The sequence below is a fragment of the Thauera sp. ZXT1-4 genome (genome assembly GCF_052598215.2).
In genome coordinates this window covers 112,742-136,608 of record NZ_JBQWSN020000007.1, presented here as the reverse complement: position 1 = coordinate 136,608, position 23,867 = coordinate 112,742, and the positions used below count along the sequence as shown (strand labels likewise).

Genomic DNA, 23,867 nt, shown 5'->3' with positions numbered 1-23,867 from the left:
TCAAAGCCCGGTCGCGCGGCGCACGAGCGGGAAGTACATCCGTCGCGGCAGCCACTGCAGCAGCTTCAGCACGCGGGTGAAGCGCTTCGGGAAGTGGATCTCGAAGTCGCCGCGTGCGAAGCCTTCTACGATCGCGTCGGCCGCCTGCGCCGGCGTCTGCAGCGCCGGCATGGCGAAGTCGTTCTGCGCGGTGAGCGGCGTGGCGACGAAGCCGGGGTCGATCAGGAAAACGTCTATGCCGCGCGGGGCGAGGTCGAGGTGCAGCACCTCGGCGAAGTTGATCAGCGCAGCCTTGGACGGGCCATACACCGCCGCCTTCGGCAGTCCGCCGTAGCCCGCGACGCTTCCCACCAGCGCGAGCGCCCCATTGCCCTGCGCGAGCAGGGTCGGCAGTACGGCGGCGACGCCGCTCATGGTGCCGAAGAGGTTGACGTCGAGGGTTTCGCGTACGGCGTCGGCGGTCAGCTCCCAGGCGCGCAGCGGGCGGTAGGTGCCGGCGTTGAACACGACAAGGTCGATGCCGCCCCAGTGGGCAAGGATGTCGTCGCGGACGCGGGCGAAGGTGTCAGCGTCGGTGAGGTCCAGCGCCAGAGCGAGACTGCGATCCGCCGCAAGCTCCGGCCGCAGCATTGTGGGAGCGGTACTGGAGGGCGCGGTGGCGCTCACGGCGTGGGCAGGAGAGATGGTGTTGGCCAGCGCACGCGCAGCGTCGCAGGCCGCGCACACAGCACGCAGCTTGACCGCGCCGCGCGCCGACAGTGCCAGGCGGGCGCCACGGCGCGCGAGCGCGAGCGCGAGTGCCTCGCCAATGCCCGTCGAGGCGCCGACGATCCACACCCGTCTGCCAGCCCAGTCGCGAATCGGTGTGTTGAGCGGGCCGAACAGGCGCTGCAGCACGCCCGCGCCTTGGCTCATTGCGGCGCCCGCTTGACGAAGCTCAGCGTGACCTCGCCCAGCCGGAAGCCGAACTTGCTCATCACCGAGCGGTTGAGCATGACCTTGTCGTCCATCAGGAACATCCAATCGTCGAAGTCGACGTTGTAGACCTTGCCGTCCACCGGCAGCGCCAGCACGTAGCGCCAGCGCAGCGCGTTGCCCGCGGCCTCGCCGCTGGCCTCGCCGACCACGTCGTCCGCGCGGCCGGTGTAGCGCCCTTCGCCGAGGCGGGTGAGGATCCACACACGGCGCTGCGTGCTGCCGTCGGAATAGGTGAAGCGCTCATCGAGCGTGCCGACCGCACCCTGCCAACTCGCCTCGATGACGACATGGAAGCGCTTGACCACCTTGCCCGAGCGGTCCTGGAACATGCCCCAGGCGTCGAGCGTGCCGTCGAAGTAGTCGCGCAGCTCGAGCACCGGCTGCTCCGCACGATAGTGATCCACATTCACGCTGCTGCACCCCCACAGGCCGAACACGGCCACCAAGATCAACCAGAAACGTTTCATTCGCCTTCTCCTCATTCAAGCTCATCTGCAGTCGCTCGCCGCAACGGTGGGAACGGGCCTGCCTGCGAATACCCCGGCTCGATCGCATGCCGCCACCGCCACAGCAGCACGATGGCCCCGAGCTTGAGCGCCAGCGGCGCAAAGCCATACACCCCGGCCAGCGCCGACACCGCCGCAGCGTCGCGCGCACCCGGCGCGTAGCCGAGCAGCGCGAGCAGCGGGAGCGCCAGGCCGGCCGCGAGCGCCAGGTTGGCCTTGGTGACGAAGTTCCACCAGCCGAAGCAGGCGCCCGCCGGCAGCGACTCGCACCGCGTGTCCGCCTGGCCCTGTACGCCGCATGTCGCGTGCGCCCCGCCCCGCCCGTCCTTCCCTTCCTCTACAGCCCCGCAGGCCGCTCCTGCCCCCTCGCCCTCTGCGCCGGTACCGACTGGCGCGACCACGGGCAGGGCTGCTCGCCCATGGCTGCGCGCAATCAGGTCGGCGAGGAGGGACGGCGGAAGGCTCAGGTCAGCGCCCAGCGCCACACCCGACAGCACACAGATCAGCGCGTAGGCGAACACATCCCCGCTGCCCAGTAGACCTGCCCACGCGAACACAGCCACCGCCAGCACCATGCCGGCGAGCCAGGCGCGCAGCTTGCCGACGCGGCGCGACACCCTCACCCACAGCGGCAGGCTCGCCGCCGCTGCGAAGAAGTACAGCGCGAGAAAGCCGCCCGCAAGCGATTCGGCCTGCAGCACGTCAGCGACGAAGAACAGCACCGTGGCCGAGGGAATCGCCGCAGCGATGCCATTGGCCGCGAACACCGCGAGCAGGCAGGCGAAGGCCGGCGCGCGCAGCACCGCGATCAGCCCGCGCCAGACCGGGGCCGCGCGGCCCGGACGAGGCGACGGGACGGGCGCACGCAGCAAGGTCCACAACCCGAAACCGGCGAGCAGCGGCAGGAACACCCAGGCCAGGCGCGCGAGCCCGGCCGCCTCACCGGCGCCCGCCGCGAGCACCCCGGGCAGCGCCGCCGCCAGCACCACGCCCACGAGCGCAAAGGCTTCGCGGCTGGCGACGAAGCGGGTGCGCGCATCCGGCGTATCGGCGACCTCGGCCCCCCATGCGTTATAGGCGATGGTCGCCACCGAGTAGGCTAGCGACACCCCGACCAGCAACGCGAACAGCCACAGCGCGCCTGCCCCTTCGGGCGGAATCAGCAGGCCGAGCATGCCCAGCGCAAGTGCCGGCAAGGCGAGCGCCACCCACAGCCGGCGCCGCGGCAGCCGGTCGTTGGCCCAGCCGATGAGGGGGTCGGTGACCGCATCGACGATACGCGCGGCGAGCAATACCGCGCCCACCAGCGCGAGCGACAGGCCTACCCCCTCCGCATACAGGCGGGGTACATGGACGTAGATCGGCAGCGCGGCGAAGGCAAGCGGCAGGCCGAGCGCGCCGTAAGCAACGAGGGACTGTCGCGGCACCGCGCCTCCGGCGGCACGCCCGGCCGGGGGGTTCATCGCGCGGCTTTCGCCAGCCCGAGCAACTGCGCGCGCAGTTGCGGCTCACGCGTGCGCGGATCGAGCCAGATGGCGAAGAAGGCGTGCGCCAGTTCGGGGTCGTCGATCTCGCCGCTGGGCCGGCCCTGATGCCAGAACCGAGCCCCCTCTCCCGGCCGGTGCAGCGCTGCAAGGGTGTCGCCAGCGGCCACCGAGGGCAGCGCGTCGGCAAGCGCCTCGCGCCAGCGCGCGAGCCGGACTTCGTCGGTGAAACCGAGGCGGCGCATTTCGTCAACACTGACGCTCACCAGCCGCTCGCCGCTGATCGCACGCGCGTAGCGGATCGACAGCACATGCTCGCCCTCGACCGCCGCCTCGCCGCGCGCACCCGCCCACAGCGCGGCGTCATAGAGCTTGAAGCCGAGCCAGCGCATCTCGCCCTCGCCGATGCGCTCCAGCGGCGCAGCGACCGCCTGCACCGCCGCAGGCAGGCCGACCGCGGCGGCCGGAACCGCTGCACCCAGTGCCAGCATCAGCGCAACGAGCACAGCCGGTGCGCGCAGCATCACCGCGCTCCCGGCCCTTGTCCGGCGTGCGCGAACACGTAGTGATGCACGTCGATGTCGCCGGTCTCGAAGCCCGCTTCGCAGTAAGACAGATAGAAGCGCCACATGCGCAGGAAACGCTCGGGAAAGCCCTGGGCGCGCACCGCGGTGGATTGCGCCTCGAAGGCGCGGTGCCAGTGCGCCAGCGTGCGCGCGTAGTCGCGGCCGAAGGCGAAATCGCCCACCACGTCCAGCCCCACGCGCTGCGCCTGCTGCGCCACCGCGCCCGGGCTGGGTAGCATGCCGCCGGGGAAGACGTGGCGCTGGATGAAGTCGGTGCCGCGGCGGTAGCGCGTGAACAGCGCATCGTCGATGGTGATCGCCTGCACCACGCAGCGCCCGCCCGGCTTCAACAGCGCGGAGAGCTGGGCGAAGTAGGTGGGCCAGAAGCGCTCGCCCACCGCCTCGATCATCTCGATGGAGACGATGTGGTCATACTTGCCGCGCACGTCGCGATAGTCGCAGAGCTCGAAATCCACCTTGTCGGCAAAGCCGCCACGCTCCGCGCGCGCGCGTGCGAACGCGAGCTGCGAGGGCGACAGCGTAATGCCGAGCACCTTGCAGCCGAACTCGGTGGCGGCGACCTCGGCGAAGCCGCCCCAGCCGCAGCCCACTTCCAGAATCGTCTGCCCGGGCCGGGCGCCGAGCTCGCCGAGGATGCGGCGGTACTTGCGCAGCTGCGCGTCGGCCAGCGACTCGTCCGGCGAGGCGAACACCGCCGCCGAGTAAGTCATGGTCGGGTCGAGCCAGAGCGCGTAGAAGTCGTTGCCGAGGTCGTAGTGGGCCTCGATGTTGCGCCGCGAGCCGCTGCGCGTGTTGGCGCGCAGCAGGTGCTGCAGGCGGTGGCTCAGCAGGCGGAACATGCGGCCGTAGATCGCGCCCTGCAGGCGGGTGCGGTTGGCCGACAGCAGGCGCAAGAGGCCGGTGAGGTCCTCGGTGTCCCACAGGCCGTCCATCCAGGCCTCGCCGAAGCCGATGTCGCCGCGCGCGAGCGCCTCGTCGAACACCGCGTGGTCGCGCACACGCAGGTGCGCCACGAGCGGGCCACGGCCTGCGCGCACGCGCACGCCGTCGGGCAGTTCCACCGCGAGCGCGCCACCGTCGAGGCGGTCGAGCATCTCCAGGCACAGCCGGGTCGCACGCGGCAGGCGCGCAAGGCGCAGGCCGGCAAGCGGCTGCAGGGCGTGGTCGAGTGCGTTCATCAGGAGATCTCCTCGATCGGCGGCGCGGGCTTGCGGAAGAAGCTCACCCGGCGCAGGGCCAGGCGCAACGCCTGCCAGTGGATGCGGGCGACGACGCCCAGGGTCATGAACGGCTGGCGCGCAAGCCACTTCGCCATGCTGCGCCCGGTGATGGCCTCGGCGCGGCCCGACAGGCGGGTGGACAGCTGACGCTGCCCGCCGTCCCAGAGCTCGATCGACACCGCATGCACCGTGCCGAGCCGTTCGAAACGGAAGCGGTATTCACCGCGCACCGGGAAGAAGGGCGAGACATGAAAGCGTTTGCTGGCGCGCAGTTCGTCGCCGGAGGCGATCGGGTGCAAGTCGGGGTGATGCACCAGGTAGTTGTGACGCTCGCCGAAGGTGTTGTTCACCTCGGCCAGCACGGCGCGCAGCGCACCCTCGCCGTCGTGGCAGAACCAGAAGCTCACCGGGTTGAAGACGAAGCCGAAGATCCGCGGCATGGTCTGCAGCACGATCTCGCCGTCGCACACCCGGTCCAGCCCGCGCTCGCTCAGCAAGGCGCGAATCCATGGCAGCAGGGGCGAGCCATCGCGTGCGCCATGGTCGCGACGGCGGAAGCTGATCGGGCGGGCACGCTCGATGCCCAACAGCGGCACACGCAAGGCGTCGAGGCGGCCAAGCGGAAGACGCAGAAAGGCCGTCGGGTAGACGAAGCGGTTGTGCGCCTGCACGTGGCGTTCGTGCATGACCGCACCGAAGCAGACCACGGGACGCAGCGCAGAGGCCGTCTCGAGCGCCACATTGCCGCAGTCGGGGGCGGAAACCGCGGGCCGCAGTGCGTCCCGCGGACGGGTGCCCCCCATCACGCAGTCACCTCGCACGCCACGCCCGTCAAACCCTGCGCCGGCACGCGGCCACGCCGCCACGGCACATCCACGCCCATCGCCTCCACCACCGCGATGGCCGACTTGAGGCCATCCTCGTGGAAGCCGTAGCCGGTCCAGGCCCCGGCGAACCAGCAGCGGTCGCGCCCCTGGATCGCGGACAGCGCAGCCTGAGCGTCGATCGCGGCGTGGTCGAAGACAGGATGCGCGTATTCGATGCGGCGGAAGGTCTTGTCCGCCGCGGGCTCGGTGAAGGGGTTCAGCGACACCACCACCGGCGTGTCGAAAGGCAGCGGCTGCAGGCGGTTGATCAGGTAGCTCACCGAGACCGGGCGCGCATCGGGCGCGCCGGCGCCGGCGAGGTAGTTCCACGCCGACCACACCTTGGGGCGCCGCGGCAGCAGCGCGGTGTCGGTATGCAGATACGCGACGTTCGCCTGATAGCGCACGGCGCCGAGGATGCGGCGTTCGTCCGCGCTCGCCTCACCATCGAGAATGGCCAGCGCCTGGTCGCTGTGGCACGCGAACACCACCTCGTCGAAACGTTCGGGGCCGTCCGCAGTGTGCACCCACACCCCTTCGGCGCCGCGCACCACCTTGCGCACCGGCGCGTTCACGCGCACGTCGGGCAGATTGGCAAGCATGCGCCGCACGTAGGTCCGCCCTCCGCCCTTCACCGTGCGCCAGGTCGGGCGGTCCAGGATCTGCAGCAGCCCATGGTTATGGCAGAACTGCACGAAGGTCGCGAGCGGGTACGCCAGCATGGTGCGCGTCGGGCAGGACCAGATCGCTGCGGCCATGGGCAACAGATACCAGTCGCGGAAGGCCTGCGAGTAGGCCTCGGCATCGAGGTATTCGCCCAGCGACAGCGCCGGCATCGTGCCCTCCGTCGCCATGCGGGTGGTCTCGCGGTTGAAGCGCAGGATGTCGCGCAGCATGGAGAGAAAGGCCGGACGCACCAGGTTGGCGCGTTGGGCGAATACGCTGGCGAGGTCGGTGCCGGCCCATTCGATCTCGGGCTCGGCGAGGCTGACGCCGAAGCTCATCTCGGTTTCGACCGCCTCCACGCCGAGCATCGCAAACAGCGCACACAGGTTGGGGTAGGTGCGGCGGTTGAACACCAGGAAGCCGGTGTCGACCGGATGGGTGAGGCCGTCGATCGTCACGTCGATGGTGTTGGTGTGGCCGCCAACGTAGCTGCCCGCCTCGAACAGGGTGACGTGCTCGTGCGACGCGAGCAGCCAGGCCGTGGACAGCCCGGCGATGCCGCCGCCGATCACCGCCACCCGCCGCCCCCCGGCGTGTGCCCCCCGCTGCGCCGCTTGCAGGCGGTCAATCTCGCCCATCTTCATGGCGTTTACTCCGGCGCGTTCTCGCCCTCGATCAGGGCGTAGGCGGAATGGTTGTGGATCGACTCGAAGTTCTCGGACTGCACCCGCCACGAGGCCACGCGGGCATCGCCACGCAGGCGCAGCGCGATGTCGCGCACCAGATCCTCGACGAACTTGGGATTGTCGTAGGCACGCTCGGTGACCCACTTCTCGTCCGGGCGCTTGAGCAAGCCAAAGACCTCGCACGAGGCTTCTTCCTCGGCCATGCGCACCAGTTCGCGCAGGCCAAGGTCGCCACGCAGCGTGGCCGAGATCGTGATGTGCGAGCGCTGGTTGTGCGCACCGTAGTCCGAGATCTTCTTCGAACACGGGCACAGGCTGGTGACCGGCACCACCGCCTCGAGCGTGGTGCGCACCTCGCCGCCTTCGGGTTTCTCGACCACCATCCGGGCGTCCATGTCGAGCAGGCTGTCCACGCCCGAAACCGGCGCGGTCTTCTTCATGAACCAGGGGAAGCGCGCCTCGATGCGGCCACTGGAAGCCTCGAGCCGCTCCAGCATGCCGGCGAACAGCGTGCGCATGCCGTCGAGGTCGAGCGCTTCGCGCTCCGCCTCGAGCAACTCGACGAAACGCGACATGTGCGTACCCTTCACGTCGGCCGGCAGCCCCACGGTCATCTCCAGCGTGGCGACGGTGTGCTGCACGCTGGCGTCTACATCGCGAATCGACATCGGGTAGCGCAGGCCGCGCACGCCCACATGCTGGATGACGAGCGCGCGATGGTCGGCGCTGGACTGGACGTCGGGCAGGAAGAACTTTTCCGGGGCGTTCATGGTTTGACCTCTTGCGTGGCGGGATGGGGGCGGAGCGGCAGATCGGGACGATGGAGCAGCAACATCAGTTCGAGCGTGGCAGGCATGGACGCCCCCGCACCGGTCGGGCCCTGCACCACCGCAGCGCCCGCCTGCGGCGCGTGCTCGACCACCGGAGCGGACGCCGAAGCGGCCGACACGAGGAGCAGGGCGGCGGCGAGGGAGCCTGCACACCGGCGCAACACATTTGCGCTCATAGCTATGTCCTGGACAAGAATTGATGACGATCTCACCTTAGACCGAGTCATTCTCCATGTCAATCGTTTGTCCAGGACAAACTGGATTTTTTGTCCAGACATGAAACAAGCGTTTGCGCCCTGTTGCGCATAATTCACACCCCGGTCGGACGCCGCGGTATTACGCTTCCGTGACAACGATCATTGCCCAGCGGAGGCCAACCTGGACACCAGCCACATCGACGCCTACACCATCTCTGCCGGCCTGCTCGGCGGCATCGGCCTGTTCCTGCTTGGCATGCACATGCTCACCGAAGGCCTGAAGCTGGCGGCCGGCCGTGCACTCGAGGGCCTGCTCGAACGTGGCACCGCCACGCCTGTTCGCGGTCTGGGCGCGGGGATGACGATGACCGCGCTGGTGCAGTCCTCAACCGCGGTCACGGTGGCCAGCATCGGCTTCGTCAACACCGGTCTGCTGTCGCTGCAGAACGCGATGTGGGTGATCTTCGGCTCCAACGTGGGTACCACCCTCAATGCCTGGCTGGTGGCGGCGCTGGGCTTCAGCTTCAAGATCGACGCCTTCGCCCTCCCCTTCGTCGGCATCGGCGCAGTGACGATGCTGGCTGGGCGCACCGTGCGCCAGCGCGCGCTGGGCCAGGCCCTGGCGGGCTTCGGCGTGCTCTTCCTGGGCATCGACGTGCTCAAGGACACGTTCTCGGGCTTCGGTGCGGAGATGAACCTGCAGGACCACATCAGCCCGGGCGTCCTCGGCTGGCTGACGCTGGTCGGCATCGGTACCTTGCTGACGGTGCTGATGCAGGCTTCGGGCGCCGTGATCGCAATCATCATCACCGCCGCACAGGGCGGACTGATGTCGATCGAGGCCGCCTGCGCAATGGTGATCGGCACCAACATCGGCACAACCTCCACCGCCATCCTGTCCGCGCTCGGCGCGACCTCGAATGCACGACGCCTGGCCGCGACCCACGTGATCTTCAACCTCGTTACCGGCGCGGTGGCGATCGCGCTGCTGCCGGTGCTGATCAGCCTGCTCGGCCTGCTGCGGGAATGGTTCGAGCAGCCGGCGACGCCGGCGGTGATGTTGGCAATGTTCCATTCCGCGTTCAACCTGCTGGGCGTATTGCTGATGGTGCCGCTGGCACGCCCGCTGCAGCGCTTCCTTGCCGGTCATTTCCGCAGTCGCGAGGAAGAGATCGCCCGCCCCCGGCATCTCGACGCCCCTTCGCTGGCGGTGCCGGACCTCGCCCTGCGCGCACTGCGGCTCGAGCTCAGCCGCACGCAGTCCTTCGCCGTGACGGCGCTCACCGCCGCCTCCCGCGTGCCCCCGGACGAGCCCTGGATCGAACGCCAGGCGAGTGCGCTCGATGCCCTTGCGCCAGCCATCTCGAGCTACGTGAGCAAGCTCAGTGCAGGCCGCCTGCCGCCCGCACTGGTCGAGGGGCTCGCACACAGCCTGCGCGCACTGCAGTACCAGGAGAGCGCAGTGCTCGCCGTGCGCCAGGCCTGCGCACTGGCCACCACGCTGGGCGCGCCGCCCGATGCCGAACTCGAGCACGCTGCCGCCGCCTTCCGCCAGGCGACCGCCACCCTGGCCGCGGGCGCAGACGCGGCACGCGGCGACTTCAGCGCGGTGGCCGTCGAGGTGCGCCTGGAGGAAACCGAAGCGCGCTACCAGGCGTTCAAGGAGGCACTGCTGCTTGCCGGCGCGCATGCCCGCATCGACATCGGCACGATGCAGGACTGGCTGCGTCTGGCGAGCATGGAGCGGCGCGCCGTCGAACAGGTGGCCAAGGCCGCACGCATGCTGGCGGTGCTGGACGGCGATCTCAGCCCGCAGCAGGCCAAGGACGCAGCGGAACAGGAATCCGCGCACGAAGGCGCATGAGTCCGGCACCCTCCTTCGCCCAGCGAGACAGCCCCGTTTCCTGACCCAGTTTGTCCTGGACAAACTGGGGGCGGATGCCTAAGATCAGGTCAATCGCTCCCTGTAACGAATTGAACACGTCCTCGATGAACGCCCCCACCCAACCCGAAGCCGCTTTCAGTATCGCCGCCGTCGAGCGTGACACCGGCCTGGCCAAGGACACGCTGCGCGTGTGGGAACGACGGTACGGCTTTCCTGCCCCGTCACGCGATGCGAATGGAGAACGTCTCTATCCGACCGAGCAGGTCGAGAAGCTGCGCCTGATCCGACGCCTGATCGACCACGGACGGCGCCCGGCGGGTATCGTCGGCGCGAGCGTCCAGGAGCTGAGCGAGATGCTCGACGGCTGCCTGTGCCCGAACGTGAGCGCCACTGGCCGTTGCGACGACGGCTTGCTCGAGCTGGTGCGCCTTCACCGCAGCGCCGAGCTCGCCGCCGCGCTGCGCCAGACGCTGTTGAAGCAGGGCCTGCAGCGCTTTGTCGCCGACACCATCGCCCCGCTCGCCGCGGCGGTGGGCGAGGCGTGGATGCGCGGCGAGGTCGACGTGGCCGAAGAGCATCTGTTCACCGAGCAGGTGCAGAACGTGCTTCGCGGCGCAATTGGGACCCATGCCGCCAACGGCGGACGACCGCGGGTGCTGCTGACCACCTTCCCCGAGGAGGAGCACGTGCTCGGCCTGCTGATGGCCGAAGCCATGCTCGTGCCGGAAGGAGCCAGCTGCCTGTCGCTCGGCACCCGCACCCCGCTCGCCGACATCCGCAGCGCTGCCATGAGTGGCGGCTTCGACATCGTCGGCCTGTCCTTCAGCATCGCCTATCCCGCCCGCCAGGCGATCGACGGCCTGCTCGCGCTGCGCGAGATGCTGCCGCCCGAACTCGACATCTGGGCTGGTGGCGCGGCGGTCCGTGACAAGCAGAAGCGACTCCCGGGCATCCAGGTGGTAGGCGGCCTCGATGACACCCTGGCCGCCCTGCAGGACTGGCGCACGAGACACCCCTGATCGGCGGCCAGGGCAACCGCCCGTCCCACCAATCCCGTCCAGCTCATTCGCGCCCCCCTCGATCGCCAGCCCGAGCCTTGAGCTGCGGCGGTAAAATGCGCGCATGTTTGCCGACCCCGACGCCCAGCCCTTCCCCAACACCGACACCCACCGCCCTTCCGCCGCCGAACCGGCGCCTCCGCACGCCGTGGCGGGCGAGCCTTGCGCGGTCGCCGGTGACGCGGCCCTCACCGAGTCGGCACACCGCATTCTCGAGCACGTCTTCGGCTATCCCGCCTTCCGCGGCGAGCAGCAGCAGATCGTCGAGCACGTGGCCCGCGGCGGCGACGCGCTGGTGCTGATGCCCACCGGCGGCGGCAAGTCGCTGTGCTACCAGATTCCCGCGCTGCTGCGAGAAGGCACCGCGATCGTCGTTTCACCGCTGATCGCGCTGATGCAGGACCAGGTAAGTGCGCTGGTCGAAGCCGGCGTCAACGCCGCCTTCCTCAACTCGAGCCTGGACATGGACGCCGCGCGCAGTGTGGAGCGCGCGCTCTGGGACGGCACGCTCGACCTGCTCTACGTCGCCCCCGAACGGCTGATGACGCCACGCTTCCTCGACCAGCTCGACCACCTGCGCGACACCGGCCGGCTGGCACTGTTCGCGATCGACGAGGCGCACTGCGTATCACAGTGGGGGCACGACTTCCGCCCCGAGTACCTGCAACTCTCGATCCTGCCCGAACGCTACCCCGCCATCCCGCGCATCGCACTCACCGCCACCGCCGACCGCCAGACCCGCGAAGAAATCGCCGAGCGGCTGAACCTGACCCGCGCGCGCCGCTTCGTCTCCAGCTTCGACCGCCCCAACATCCGCTACACCATCGTTGACAAGGACGACGCGCGCCGCCAGTTGCTGCACTTCATCCGCGAGGAATGCCCCGGCCAGGCGGGCATCGTGTATTGCCTGTCGCGGCGCAAGGTGGAAGAGACCGCTGCCTGGCTGCAGGAGCAGGGCCTCAACGCCCTGCCCTACCACGCAGGTATGGCACAGGAGATGCGCGCCGAGCACCAGACGCGCTTTTTGCGCGAAGACGGCCTGATCATGGTGGCGACCATCGCCTTCGGCATGGGCATCGACAAGCCCGACGTGCGCTTCGTCGCGCACCTCGACCTGCCGCGCTCGATCGAGGGCTACTACCAGGAAACCGGCCGCGCCGGCCGAGACGGCCTGCCGGCGCAGGCGTGGATGGCGTGGGGGGCGCAGGACGTGGTGCAGCAGCGGCGCATGATCGACGAATCCGAGGCGAGCGAGGAGTTCAAGCGCCTGGCCCGCAACCGGCTCGACGTGCTGGTCGGCCTGGTCGAAGCCACCACCTGCCGCCGCCAGCACCTGCTCGCCTATTTCGGCGAGGAATCCAGCTCCTGCGGCAACTGCGACAACTGCCTCAACCCGCCGCAGACCTGGGACGCCACCGAAGCCGCACGCAAGGCGTTGAGCTGCGTGTATCGCACCGGACAGCGCTATGGCGCCGGCCACCTGATCGACGTGCTGCGCGGCGAACGCACCGACAAGGTCGTCGAGCGTGGCCATCAGGACATCACCACTTTCGGCATCGGCAGCGAGTTCGACGAGAAGCGCTGGCGCACGGTGTTCCGCCAGCTCGTCGCGCGCGAGTTCGTCGCGGTGGACCACGAACGCTACAACGCCCTGCGCCTTACCGACGCCGCGCGCCCGCTGCTGCGCGGCGAGGCCGAATTCCACCTGCGCCTCGAGCGCGAACGCAGCCGCAGCCGCGGCAAGCGCCGCAGCAGCCCCCCGGCCGACCTCCCCGCGGGCATCCCCACCACCCTCTTCGACCGCCTGCGCGCCTGGCGCTTCGCCACGGCCAAGGAGCGCAACGTGCCCGCCTACGTCGTCTTCCCCGACGCCACGCTGCGCGAGATCGCCCTCCACCGCCCGCAGTCGCTGGCCGAGCTCGCCGGCATCAGCGGTGTGGGCGATCGCAAGCTGGAACACTACGGCGCGGCGATCCTGGAGATCGTGGGCGAGGCCCGCTGAGTCGACGCGCGCCGCCTTCCAAAGAACACCGGCCCGCCCCGCGCATCGGAGAGGGCCGGATCTGGAGGGCGGCCAAGGGGGCACCCTCTTGATTCACATCGAAGTTTCCGAAGTGCCTCAGGCGGCAGTCTGCAGCATACCTTCGTCGCGACGACGGCGCATGGCGGCCAGGCCGAACATGCCCAGACCAAGCAAGGCGAGGCTGGTGGGCTCAGGCACCGTGCCGCCACCGGTATCATCCACCACACGGCGGACCTTGGCGGCCAGCGCCCCTTCGTAACCCGCAAAACTGTTCACCGTCAGCACGAAACCCTGCTGCAGCGGATTCGGCAGGGCGTTCGGGTCGCTGGTCGTGACACCAGGATTCGGCGACACGAGGGCCTCAAGGTAGGTCAGATTGAACGAGCCGATCGCCTCGGCGCTGATGCTATCCCAACCGGCGGTGACGAGTGAGTTTCGCAGATCCAACGCTGCAGGCCCGGAGCTCGAACCATCGGTACTGATGTTCAGAAGACTCAAGTCTCCGAACCCCAAGCCCGTGTAGGCTGTCGTAAGCGCCGTGGTCGCGGTCGAGATGTTGGTGCCTCCGCCCGTGTAGGTGAGGCCGCGAATGATGTCTTGCAGGGACACCAGATTCCCGGAGGTGACGATCGTCGGCGCCAGATCCAGCGTCGCCGTGCTCGCAAAGGAGGAAACTGCGATGCGGTACTGGTTGGTCCCCGAAGTCGGGATCAAGGACAGCGCGTTGGCCAGCCCATTGACGACTGTGCTCCAGTTCGTCCCTCCGACGCTGCCGGAACGATCCAGCGCAAAACCCAGGTCGATCAAAGCTGCCTGCGCCGGCCCCACTCCCACGCCGAGGGCAATGACCACCCCGGCAAAGCATTTACGTAGCTTCATGTTGGCTTCTCCGCAAAGTATCCGAAAAACGACTGCACGGACAATACAAGCAGGAATGATGCCAAAATAATTTACAGTTATATTTCATGCAGTTACGAAAACGCACGCTCCATCCCAGATTTGATGTGTAAATTCTTCCGACAGCACCGAACGCTGCTCCACACGCAGAAGCCCCCGGCTGCACTCCGAAGAGCCGACAGAATGTCGGAAACGAGCAGACGCCCTCGCAAGGCGCCCTGGGCGCGATCGAACCGAACCCCATTGCCCCTATCCGCCGCCCACAGCCTGCCGGCGGGCGCCGCACCGTACCCCGCCTGACCGAAGACCCGCCCGCAGACACAGGCGAAGCTGTCCGGCATCAGCGGCGTCGGCGACTGCGAGCTGGAGCACTATTGGGCGGCGATCCCGAAGTTGCTCGCCAAAGAGCGCGGCCCTCGATCACAGATAGTGATCCACCAGCAGCACGAGGAACAGCAGCATCAGGTGGGTGATCGAGAAGCGGAAGGTGCGGATCGCGGTGTCGGCACGCGGGGCGAACTTGAGCCGCCAGGCGTGGCGCAGGAACTGCAGGTTCAGCGCCAGGCCGCCGGCGAGGTAGAGCAACCCGCTCATCCCCACCAGATACGGCAGCAGGCACACCGCCAGCAGGAGCACGGTGTACAGCAGCACCAGGGTGCGGGTGAATTCGATGCCGTGGGTGACCGGCAGCATCGGCAGACCGGCGCGGCGGTAATCCTCGACCCGGTGGATGGCAAGCGCCCAGAAGTGCGGCGGGGTCCATGTGAAGATGATCATCATCAGCAACAGGGCCTCGGCACCGACGCTGCCGGCGATCGCCGTCCACCCCAGCACAGGCGGCAGCGCCCCCGCCACCCCGCCGATGACGATGTTCTGCGGCGTGGCGCGCTTGAGGAACACGGTGTAGATCACCGCGTAGCCGAACAGGCCGGCCAACGTCAGCCATGCGGTGAGCGCGTTGACCGTGACCAGCAGCAGCGTAAATCCCGCCGCGGAAAGTGCGAAGGCGAAGCTCACCGCCTGCGCGTTGCTGAGCCGACCGGAGGGAAGCGGTCGCATCCGCGTACGGGCCATGCGGGCATCGATCTTTTGGTCGAGCACGTGATTGAAGGCGGCCGCCGCACCCGACACCATCGCGATGCCCAGGCTCGCCACCGCCATCCGCGCGGGATCGGGCAGGCCCTCGCTGGAGAGCATCATGCCCACCCAGGCGGTCAGCACCAGCAGCGCCACCACCCGCGGCTTGGTGAGCTGCCAGAAGGCGCGACCGAGCGCGAGCGCCTCGCCCAGGCTGGCCGCCACCGTCGGAATACGCTTGTAGCCGTCCATGTTCGTCTCCCCTTCATCTCACTGCTGGGCCCGGTTCGCGGCATGGCGCCGCGCGCTTTACTTGGCGCCCCTTGACATCAGCTACCGGGCCTTCACCGGGCTTTCAACCACCATCGCACACGAGCGCCCGACCGGCGACTGCCTGCAGGAAGCTGCGTTCCGCCCCGCCTGCACGTGCAACTGCCGGATCAGCAGCACCAGGGTGGCAAGCAGGCAGGCGGCGGTGAGGTTGTGCGCGACTGCGTTCAGGAGTGGTACCTGGCCAATGACGTTGATCAGACCGAGCGTCACCTGCAGCGCGAGCAGCCCCCCGACACCGGCCGCCAACTGGCGCAATCGCGCGTCTGCCGCGTGGCGCCAGCACAGCAGCACCAGGCTGCCGACCACGCCGGTGGCGACCAGCGCGCCCATGCGGTGCAAGACGTGGATGCTCATGCGCGCCTCGTAGGGCAGCACGCCGAATTCATAGGTCTCGTGACCGAGCGGCAGGCTGAAGGCAGCGCGCAGCGAGAACTGGGCGCTCCAGCCGCTCTCGCAGAAGGGCAACTGGTAACACACCGCGGCCGCGTAGTTGGCCGAGGTCCAGCCTCCGAGCACGATCTGCGCCAGCAACACGACAAAGGCCAGCCAGGCGAGCGGCAGCAGGCGGGCGCCCCAGGGGCCGCCTGCTGCCGATGCCGGCGCGGGTCGCGGCAGCGTCGCGCCGACATCGCGGCCGAGTTCGAAGCGCAGCAGCGCCAACAACGACAGCAGCGCGAAACCGCCGCAGAGGTGCGCCACCACCACCACCGGCATCAGGTTCATGGTCACCGTCCACATGCCGAGCGCAGCCTGGAACACCACCAGCCCCAGCAGCGCCGCGGCCAACCCGCGCCCGCGCGGCAGGCGGCGCGAGACGACGAAGATCGCCAGCACGCACAACCCGAGCAGGCCGGCAAGGTAGCGGTGCACCATCTCGTTGCGTGCCTTGAAGGGATCGACCCGGGCGTCGGGAAAGCGTGCCTGCGCCGCGGCGATGTGCGTGTCGTGCACCGGAGGCGTGAGCCGGCCGTAGCAGCCGGGCCAGTCCGGACAGCCGAGCCCTGCATCGGTGAGCCGGGTATAGGCGCCGAGTGCGATCACCGCGAGCGCGAGCACCAGAGTCACATTCACCAGCCAGCGCGCACGTTTCATCGCCACCTCCTCATACCCCGCTGCGGTCGTAGTTCATCAGCCTCAGCAGGTCGCTACGGATTTCGCCCGCCACGCGCTGCGCCTGCGCAGCCCCCGGCTCAACCGCATAGCGCAGCAGCGCCAGGCCGCGCGGATCGACCAGCACGATACGCCCCAGGAGCGCGGTATCGCTGATCTGCGCAGCCTGCCATGCGATATGTGGATAACGTGCCCGTGCCGCTGGGTCCTCCGCCGCCAGCACCAGCGCCTGCACCCGAGCCTGCTTGCGTCCGAGCCCGGCGTGGAGTTGCTGCAGGATCAACAGCGCCTGCTCGCAGCGCGTGGCCGGGGCGACCGCCCGGGTCGTCGTTGCACGGTCGCCATCCGTCCTGGCCGACGCATCCTGCCCATCAAGACAAGTCAACTCGCCCTCCCCCGCCGGCACATAGACCAGATGCCATTGCCCGCCACCCTGCGCGGGCGGGGGCAGCAGGCGCAGCTCCTGCGTCAGCCACTCGCCGTGGTTGACCGTTGGTGCTGCGGCAAACCAACCAAAGCGCAAACTCGCCCATGCCGCCGCCAGCGGCACCAGGGCGCAGAGCAGGAACAGGCTGAGAAACTTACGACTGCTCATGAGCGATCTCCCGAGAGGCGGCGGGCAACCGGCGCGCGCTGGCGGCGAGCGCGACGCCGATCACCGCCAGCGCGATCAGACCCCACTGCAGCGCGTAGCCGCGGTGGCGCTCGGGTGGCAGCACCACCGGCCGGTAATGGACGTGGAAGGGCGAGCCCTGCTGCTGGTAGATCAGCCCGGGCGCCAGCGGCACCGCCAGCCAGCCCGCGAGTTGCGCCGGGCCAGCCTGCTGGATGCGCATCGGCCAGCGCCCGTGGTCCTCGACGTTGGCACCGAGCAAGAGGCCGGTGACGTCGGTGCGGAAGATGCCCTGCACGCGCAGCTGCGACGGGATCGCCGGCAGCGGCAGCGCATCACGCCCGCCCTCGGCCGCGATCCAGCCCAGATTGACCAGCGCCGCACGCGGCGCCGCGCCGCTGCTGCCCGCGGCGCGCGCATCGGCGACGTCTTCGACCGCGATCACCACGTCATAACCGGGCTGGCGTTCGACGATGCGGTTATCCACCAGCCATACCATGGGCGCGATCCAGCGCGCTTCAAAGTCGAGCTGCATGCCATCGAGCGTGACCGGCACGCCCTGCGCCGCCCGGTCTTCGACCAGCGTGCGGGTCGAATCGCCGCTCTGCGCTGGGGTGGTGCGCGCGGTGGCCACACCGGCCGCCTCGCGTCCCACAGGCGCATGCAGTTCCGCCAGCCGCGCCAGGCCCACCGCGCCCTCGCGCTCCCACTGCGCGATGCGGGCCAGCGTCGCCAGCTTGTCCTCGCCACGCTGCCACTGCCACACTGATAGCCCCACGGGCACCGCGGCGACCGCCAGCACCGCGAGCACCCACGGCCAGCGCAGCACCCAGCAGTGGCCGAACGCGCTAACCTTCATCGCCATACCTCGCCACCCGCCGGAGAATTTTCATGACCAGCTCGCTCGCCATCAAGCTCGTGATCGTGGTGCTGCTCGTCCTGGTCGTCGTGAGCCTTTTCCAAGCGCTGTTCGTGATGCTGAAGGGCGGCGACAGCAGCACCCGGATGTCGAAACACCTCGGCCGCCGCCTCGCGTTCTCGGTCGCGGTGATGGCGCTGCTGCTGGCGCTGCTCGCCACCGGGGTGATCACGCCCAACGCCCGACCGTACTGAGCCCGCCCGTACTGAACCCACCCATCTCGATCGCCTGCCCGCATCGCTCCAGCCTCACAGCACATAGACGAAGATGAACAGGTTCAACCACACCACATCCACGAAGTGCCAGTACCAGGCCGCAGCCTGGAAGCCGAAGTGGTGCTCGGCGGTGAAGTGGTCCTTGATCACGATCCGCAGCAGCATCACCAGCAGGATCAGCGCGCCGATGGTGACGTGCAGGCCATGAAAGCCGGTGAGCAGGTAGAAGGTGTTGCCATACACGCCCGAGTCCAGGCGCAGGCCCAGGTCGTCGTAGGCGTGCATGTACTCGTAGCCCTGCAGGAACAGGAAGCTCACCCCGAGCAGCACGGTGATCGCCAGGAAGAGCTTCAGGCGCAGCCGATTGCCCTGCTCGATCGCCACGTGGGCCACCTGCAGCGTCACCGACGAGGCGAGCAGGATCAGCGTGTTCCACAGCGGCAGGCCCGACCACGGCATGGCCTGGGTCTCGGTGCCGCCGGGGGTCTTCAACAGCGGCCACGCGGCCTCGAAATCCGGCCACAGGATCTCTGCGGTCATGGCGTTGTTGCTGGCGCCATCGAGCCAGGGCACCGACACCATGCGCGCATAGAACAGCGCACCGAAGAAGGCGAGGAAGAACATGACCTCGGAGAAGATGAACCAGCTCATGCACTGGCGGAACGAGCGGTCGAGCTGGGCGGAATACAGCCCGCGCTGGGATTCGTCGATGACCTTGCCGAACCAGCCGAACAGCGTCACCACCAGCAGGGCCACGCCCGCGGCGAGCACCCAGGGGCCGCTGCGCGCGTCGGGCTGGTCGAGCTGGCTGAGCCACAGCGCCGCGCCATAGCCGATCAGCAGCAGCGCGAGCGCGCCGACGATCGGCCAGGCGCTGTCGTGCGGCACGTAGTACTTCTCATGCGTGGTCGTGGTCATGTTGCCCCTCCCTTGCTGCGGGCCCGAGCGCAGCCTGCGCCCGGGCCGCATGACTTCAGCGACTCGCCGTCTGGCCCACGCTGCGATACAGGCGGTAAGACAAAGTCATTGTCTTGAAGCGCGCAGGTAGCGCCGGATCGACGTAGAACTGCACCGGCATGGACTTGCGCTCGCCCGGCGCCAGCGGCTGCTCCTGAAAGCAGAAGCATTCGATCTTCATGAAGTGGCGGGCCGCCTCGCCGGGCGACACGGAAGGCACGGCGGTGGTGACGATCGGCTGGTCGCTGCGGTTCTCGACCATGAACTCGACCACCTGCAGGTCGCCCGGATTGAGCTGGATGCGCGCGGTCTGCGGCGCGAAGTCCACCGCCACGGCCGGATCATGGGTGGCGAGGAACTCGACCGTGATCTCGCGCCCGCGGTCGATGCGGTCCGGGGCCGCGGCGGCAACCTTGTCGGTCTTGCCGTTGATGCCGGTGATGTCGCAGAACACGTCGTACAGCGGCACGAGTGCAAAGCCGAAGGCGAACATCGCCACGCAGGCAAACAGCAGCTTGTTGATCAGGCTACGGTGGGCAGACATTGCACGTCCTCCCTGCGCCGCCGTGCGCTTACTTCACGACCGGCGGGGTGTCGAAGGTGTGGTACGGCGCGGGAGACGGCACTTCCCACTCCAGCCCCTGCGCGCCTTCCCACACCTGGTCGGTCGCCTTGTCGCCGATGCCGCGCATGCAGCGCACCACGCCCCACACGAACAGCAGCTGCGACAGGCCGAAAAGGAAGCCACCGATGCTCATGAAGGCGTTGAGGTCGGCGAACTGCAGCGCGTAGTCGGGGATGCGGCGCGGCATGCCGGCCAGGCCGACGAAGTGCATCGGGAAGAACAGCATGTTCACCGAAACCAGCGAGCACCAGAAATGCACCTGGGCGAGGCGCTCGTTGTACATCACGCCGGTCCACTTCGGGATCCAGTAGTACACCGCGGCGATGATGCCGAACACCGCGCCGGTCACCAGCACGTAGTGGAAGTGGGCGACGACGAAGTAGGTGTCCTGGTACTGGAAGTCGGCCGGGATGATGGCCAGCATCAGGCCGGAGAAGCCGCCGATCGTGAACAGCACGATGAAGGCGAGCGAGAACATCATCGGCACCTCGAAGCTCATCGACCCGCGCCACATCGTCGCCACCCAGTTGAACACCTTCACCCCGGTGGGCACGGCGATCAGCATGGTGGCGTACATGAAGAAGAGCTCGGCCACCACCGGCATGCCGGTGGTGAACATGTGGTGGCCCCAGACGATGAAGGACAGGAAGGCGATGCTGGCGGTGGCCACCACCATCGACTCGTAGCCGAACAGCGGCTTGCGCGCGAAGGTGGGGATGATGCTGGAGACGATGCCGAAGGCCGGGAGGATCATGATGTACACCTCCGGGTGGCCGAAGAACCAGAAGATATGCTGGAACATCACCGGGTCGCCACCGCCCGCGGCGTCGAAGAAGCTGGTGCCGAAGTACTTGTCGGTGAGCACCATGGTGACCACGCCGGCCAGCACCGGCATCACCGCGATGAGCAGGAAGGCGGTGATCAGCCAGGTCCACACGAAGAGCGGCAGCTTCATCCAGCCCATGCCAGGCGCGCGCATGTTCCAGATGGTGACGATGACGTTGATCGCACCCATGATCGAGGACACGCCCATCAGGTGCACCGCGAGCACGAAGAAGGCGGTGGAGTCGCCGCTGTAGGTGGTCGACAGCGGCGCGTAGAAGGTCCACCCCGCCGCCGGCGCGCCGCCCTCCATGAACAGCGTGGACAGCAGGATCGTGAACGCGCACGGCAGGATCCAGAAGCTCCAGTTATTCACCCGCGGCAGCGCCATGTCGGGCGCGCCGATCATCAGCGGAATCATCCAGTTGGCCAGGCCGACGAAGGCCGGCATCACCGCGCCGAACACCATCACCAGGCCGTGCACCGTGGTCATCTGGTTGAAGAAGTGCGGATCGACGAACTGCAGCCCGGGCTGGAACAGCTCGGCGCGGATCACCATCGCCAGGCTGCCGCCGATGAACAGCATGGTCAGCGAGAACAGCAGGTAGAGCGTGCCGATGTCCTTGTGGTTGGTGCTGAACAGCCAGCGCGCGAGGCCGCGCGGCTTGTGGTCGTGGTCATGCGCGTGACCTGCAGCGCCATGCGCGTCCAGGGTGCCTGTGATCTGGGTGCTCATCGCTTACTCCCCCTTCTCGATCGCGGCCGCAACATCGGCTGGCTGCACCATGTCGCCCTTGGCGTTGCCCCAGGCGTTGCGCTCGTAGGTGATCACGGCGGCGAGTTCCTTCGCGCTCAGCTGCTTGCCGAAGGCCTGCATCGCGGTGCCGGCCTTGCCGAACAACACAATGTGGAGGTGCGCCGCCGCATCGCCGGTAGCGATGGTGCTCCCCTTCAGCCCCGGGAACACGCCGGCCAGGCCTTCGCCGTTGGGCTGGTGACACGCCACACAGGCGCGGTCGTAGACCTCCTGGCCGATCGCCATCAGCTCGTCCATCGCCATCGGGCCGGCGGTCGCGGCCTCGGCCTTCGCCTGCTCGGCGGCCGCGACCTGCTGCGCCGCCCAGGCCTCGAAGTCCTCGGGGGTCTTCACATCGACCGCCACCGGCATGAAGCCGTGGTCGCGGCCGCACAGCTCGGCACACTTGCCGTAATACAGGCCCGGCTTGTCGACCCGCGTCCAGGTCTCGTTGATGAAGCCGGGCACGGCGTCCTTCTTGATTGCGAAGTCGGGCACCCACCACGAATGGATCACGTCGTCGGCGGTGAGCAGGAAGCGCACCTTCTTGCCGGTGGGCAGCACCAGCGGCTTGTCCACCGCCATCAGGTAGTCGGGGGCCTTGTCAGCCTCATTGGCGATCTGCGCGCGCGGGGTGGCGAGAACCGAGTAGTACTCGATCGGGTAGTCGAGGTACTTGTAGTGCCACTTCCACTGCGAGCCGGTGACCAGCACGGTGAGCTCAGAGGCCGAGACGTCCTCCATTGCGACCAGCGTGCGCGTGGCCGGCACCGCCATCGCCACCAGGATCAGCACCGGGATTGCGGTCCACAGGATCTCGATCTTCATGCTGCCGTGGAACTGTGCCGGCACCGCCCCCTTGGACTTGCGGTGATGCACGATGGACCAGAACATCAGGCTGAATACGACCAGCGCGATGGCGACGCAGATGTAGAAGATCGTCATGTGCAGGTCGAAGACCTGCTGGCTGATCTCTGTGGCGCCGCGCGTCATGTTGAAGCGGGCTTCCTGCGCGCCCGCCGGGAAACTGGCCGCGAGCAGCGTGGCTGCGGCCGTGGGATGGTTCAGATACGTCCTTGCTTGCCTCAACCCGGATGAATGGTGTCTCACTGCCGACCCCCTCTTATCGTTATGGGTGTGATGCCGCCGGAAAAGCGCAAATGAAGGTCTGCGGGCTCCCTGTGTACGTGTGTGAGATCTGGCGCGGGGACCGTGTTGGGGTGTGACTGCCCGCCGCTCGCCACCTTGACGACCCGGCCAAGGCGACCGGGACTTTAGATTCACTATAAGCAGCAGAACCAGAAAGGCAAGGAAGGATGCGAACGAACGCGCAAGCCATTCGCATTAGCGCCTCCGACTGATCCTGCCGGCCGCCGGGCCAAGCGCCGAGTCCACGGCAGGTCCGGCGGACCGAGAGTCGGTCGACACAGGGGCGCCTGATGCACGGCGCCCCTGCCCCGCTCAGCGCTTGAAGCGCTCCTCGGCGATGGCGTCCGCCACCTCGCCGGTTGGCCGCTCTTCCTTGCGCGCGCGCTCGAAGACCTCCATCAGGTTGTCATGGATGCCCTCGATATGCTTGAGCAGCGCGCTGCGGTCGAAGCCGATGCGCTCGTGATAGACGTCGATGATGCCGCCGGCGTTGATGACATAGTCGGGCGCATACAGGATGCCGCGCTTCATCAGCTCGAGGCCGTGGCGGGCCTCGGCGAGCTGGTTGTTGGCGGCGCCGGCGACGATCTTCGCCTTCAGCTGCGGGATGGTGCTGTCGTTGAGGATGGCACCGAGCGCGCAGGGGGCAAAGACATCGACGTCGAGGCTGAAGATCTCCTCCGGCGCGACCACCGTGGCGCCAAGCTCGCGGCCGGCCTGCACGAGCGGCTCGCGATGGATGTCGGTAACCCACAGCTGGGCGCCGGCCTCCTTGAGCTGGCGGACGAGATCGAAGCCGACGTTGCCCACGCCCTGCACGGCGACGCGCAGGCCGTCGAGCGAATCGCGGCCGAGGCGCTCCCTCACCGCAGCCTGGATGCCGATGAAGGTGCCGTAGGCGGTGGCGGGCGACGGGTCACCGCTGCGCGTGCCCTCGTCCGAGGGCTTGTCGTGGATGCCGGCCACATGCTGGGTGAATTGCGTCATGTACTTCATGTCGGCGACGCTGGTACCGGAGTCCTCGGCGGCGATGTAGCGGCCGTTCAGCTGCTCGAGCGCGCGTGCGAAGGCGGCCAGGAGCTCAGGTGTCTTCTGCGTGCGCGGGTTGCCGATGATCACCGACTTGCCGCCACCGAGCTTCAGATTGGCCATCGCCGACTTGTAGGTCATGCCGCGCGACAGGCGCAGCACGTCGCGGATCGCCTCGTCCTCGCTGGCATACGGCCACATACGGCAACCGCCGAGCGCGGGGCCGAGGTTGGAATTGTGGACGGCGATGATCGCCTTCAGTCCACTCTTGTCGTCGCTGACGAAGACCACCTGCTCGTGGTCGGCGAAGTCGCTCAGGGAAAATACGGCCATGCTGTG

Annotated in this window: 23 protein-coding genes; 4 read left to right on the top strand and 19 right to left on the bottom strand. The window is 68.2% G+C overall.

Annotated features, from left to right (window positions below):
- From ACUH78_RS08110 to ACUH78_RS08070, 9 genes are all read right to left on the bottom strand, one after another.
- Positions 1–915: an SDR family NAD(P)-dependent oxidoreductase gene (locus ACUH78_RS08110; protein ID WP_445333141.1), complete on the bottom strand. Its 915-nt coding sequence runs from the start codon at positions 913–915 to the stop codon at positions 1–3.
- A complete protein-coding gene (locus ACUH78_RS08105; RefSeq protein WP_445333142.1) occupies positions 912–1,445 on the bottom strand; it encodes a DUF3833 domain-containing protein in 534 nt (177 codons plus the stop codon). The genes ACUH78_RS08110 and ACUH78_RS08105 overlap by 4 nt, the downstream gene beginning before the upstream one ends.
- A gap of 11 nt (positions 1,446–1,456) precedes the next feature.
- Positions 1,457–2,947, bottom strand: coding sequence for an MFS transporter (locus ACUH78_RS08100; RefSeq protein WP_445333143.1), 1,491 nt, complete (start codon positions 2,945–2,947; stop codon positions 1,457–1,459).
- On the bottom strand, positions 2,944–3,492 hold the full coding sequence (locus tag ACUH78_RS08095) for a chalcone isomerase family protein (protein WP_418365125.1): 549 nt from the start codon (positions 3,490–3,492) through the stop codon (positions 2,944–2,946). The genes ACUH78_RS08100 and ACUH78_RS08095 overlap by 4 nt, the downstream gene beginning before the upstream one ends.
- The gene (locus ACUH78_RS08090; RefSeq protein WP_418365126.1) at positions 3,492–4,733 is read right to left on the bottom strand and encodes a class I SAM-dependent methyltransferase; all 1,242 of its coding nucleotides are present in this window, start codon (positions 4,731–4,733) and stop codon (positions 3,492–3,494) included. The genes ACUH78_RS08095 and ACUH78_RS08090 overlap by 1 nt, the downstream gene beginning before the upstream one ends.
- Complete coding sequence (locus tag ACUH78_RS08085) at positions 4,733–5,491, bottom strand: DUF1365 domain-containing protein (protein WP_418365233.1); 759 nt, start codon at positions 5,489–5,491, stop codon at positions 4,733–4,735. Before ACUH78_RS08085 ends, ACUH78_RS08090 begins: the two co-directional genes overlap by 1 nt.
- Positions 5,492–5,577: 86 nt before the next feature.
- Positions 5,578–6,951 (bottom strand): NAD(P)/FAD-dependent oxidoreductase, encoded by a 1,374-nt coding sequence (locus ACUH78_RS08080; RefSeq protein ID WP_418365127.1) that lies wholly within the window; start codon positions 6,949–6,951, stop codon positions 5,578–5,580.
- Positions 6,952–6,956: 5 nt separating this feature from the next.
- The gene (gene folE2, locus ACUH78_RS08075; protein ID WP_418365128.1) at positions 6,957–7,763 is read right to left on the bottom strand and encodes a GTP cyclohydrolase FolE2; all 807 of its coding nucleotides are present in this window, start codon (positions 7,761–7,763) and stop codon (positions 6,957–6,959) included.
- Positions 7,760–7,999, bottom strand: a complete 240-nt coding sequence (locus ACUH78_RS08070; RefSeq protein ID WP_418365129.1) for a hypothetical protein — start codon at positions 7,997–7,999, stop codon at positions 7,760–7,762. Before ACUH78_RS08070 ends, folE2 begins: the two co-directional genes overlap by 4 nt.
- Before the next feature lie 202 nt (positions 8,000–8,201).
- Here ACUH78_RS08070 and ACUH78_RS08065 point away from each other — a divergent pair, with 202 nt between their 5' ends.
- The 3 genes from ACUH78_RS08065 (at position 8,202) to recQ (ending at position 12,965) form a co-directional block, all read left to right on the top strand.
- The gene (locus ACUH78_RS08065) at positions 8,202–9,884 is read left to right on the top strand and encodes a Na/Pi cotransporter family protein (RefSeq protein WP_418365234.1); all 1,683 of its coding nucleotides are present in this window, start codon (positions 8,202–8,204) and stop codon (positions 9,882–9,884) included.
- 125 nt (positions 9,885–10,009) lie between these two features.
- A complete protein-coding gene (locus tag ACUH78_RS08060) occupies positions 10,010–10,924 on the top strand; it encodes a MerR family transcriptional regulator (protein WP_418365130.1) in 915 nt (304 codons plus the stop codon).
- 103 nt (positions 10,925–11,027) lie between these two features.
- The gene (gene recQ / locus ACUH78_RS08055) at positions 11,028–12,965 is read left to right on the top strand and encodes a DNA helicase RecQ (RefSeq protein WP_445333144.1); all 1,938 of its coding nucleotides are present in this window, start codon (positions 11,028–11,030) and stop codon (positions 12,963–12,965) included.
- Positions 12,966–13,082: 117 nt separating this feature from the next.
- On the opposite strand, the gene ACUH78_RS08050 is transcribed toward recQ, so the two are convergent.
- The 5 genes from ACUH78_RS08050 to ACUH78_RS08030 form a co-directional block, all read right to left on the bottom strand.
- Positions 13,083–13,865: a VWA domain-containing protein gene (locus tag ACUH78_RS08050; RefSeq protein ID WP_445333145.1), complete on the bottom strand. Its 783-nt coding sequence runs from the start codon at positions 13,863–13,865 to the stop codon at positions 13,083–13,085.
- A 438-nt stretch (positions 13,866–14,303) separates the two neighbouring features.
- A complete protein-coding gene (cyoE, locus tag ACUH78_RS08045; protein WP_445333146.1) occupies positions 14,304–15,212 on the bottom strand; it encodes a heme o synthase in 909 nt (302 codons plus the stop codon).
- Between the two features lie 81 nt (positions 15,213–15,293).
- A complete protein-coding gene (locus ACUH78_RS08040; RefSeq protein ID WP_445333147.1) occupies positions 15,294–16,385 on the bottom strand; it encodes a COX15/CtaA family protein in 1,092 nt (363 codons plus the stop codon).
- Positions 16,386–16,395: 10 nt separating this feature from the next.
- Positions 16,396–16,998, bottom strand: coding sequence for a redox-active disulfide-containing membrane protein (locus ACUH78_RS08035; RefSeq protein WP_435750478.1), 603 nt, complete (start codon positions 16,996–16,998; stop codon positions 16,396–16,398).
- Complete coding sequence (locus tag ACUH78_RS08030) at positions 16,985–17,881, bottom strand: SURF1 family protein (RefSeq protein WP_445333148.1); 897 nt, start codon at positions 17,879–17,881, stop codon at positions 16,985–16,987. Before ACUH78_RS08030 ends, ACUH78_RS08035 begins: the two co-directional genes overlap by 14 nt.
- Positions 17,882–17,907: 26 nt before the next feature.
- Between ACUH78_RS08030 and ACUH78_RS08025 the strand changes: the two genes are divergently transcribed.
- Positions 17,908–18,129, top strand: a complete 222-nt coding sequence (locus tag ACUH78_RS08025; RefSeq protein ID WP_445333149.1) for a DUF2909 domain-containing protein — start codon at positions 17,908–17,910, stop codon at positions 18,127–18,129.
- Positions 18,130–18,183: 54 nt separating this feature from the next.
- Here ACUH78_RS08025 and ACUH78_RS08020 read toward each other — a convergent pair whose 3' ends face one another.
- The 5 genes from ACUH78_RS08020 to ACUH78_RS08000 all read right to left on the bottom strand — a co-directional run bounded on the left by ACUH78_RS08020 (position 18,184) and on the right by ACUH78_RS08000 (position 23,861).
- Positions 18,184–19,068, bottom strand: coding sequence for a cytochrome c oxidase subunit 3 (locus tag ACUH78_RS08020; RefSeq protein ID WP_445333150.1), 885 nt, complete (start codon positions 19,066–19,068; stop codon positions 18,184–18,186).
- Positions 19,069–19,123: 55 nt separating this feature from the next.
- Positions 19,124–19,651, bottom strand: a complete 528-nt coding sequence (locus tag ACUH78_RS08015; protein WP_445333151.1) for a cytochrome c oxidase assembly protein — start codon at positions 19,649–19,651, stop codon at positions 19,124–19,126.
- A 28-nt stretch (positions 19,652–19,679) separates the two neighbouring features.
- Positions 19,680–21,290 carry a cytochrome c oxidase subunit I gene (gene ctaD / locus ACUH78_RS08010; protein WP_445333152.1) on the bottom strand — a complete coding sequence of 537 codons (1,611 nt, stop codon included), beginning with the start codon at positions 21,288–21,290 and terminating at the stop codon, positions 19,680–19,682.
- A 3-nt stretch (positions 21,291–21,293) separates the two neighbouring features.
- Positions 21,294–22,460: a cytochrome c oxidase subunit II gene (coxB, locus tag ACUH78_RS08005; RefSeq protein WP_445333153.1), complete on the bottom strand. Its 1,167-nt coding sequence runs from the start codon at positions 22,458–22,460 to the stop codon at positions 21,294–21,296.
- Positions 22,461–22,811: 351 nt separating this feature from the next.
- Entirely contained in the window at positions 22,812–23,861 is a 1,050-nt protein-coding gene (locus tag ACUH78_RS08000) for a Glu/Leu/Phe/Val dehydrogenase dimerization domain-containing protein (RefSeq protein WP_445333154.1), read from the bottom strand.
- Between the last annotated feature and the right edge of the window lie 6 nt (positions 23,862–23,867).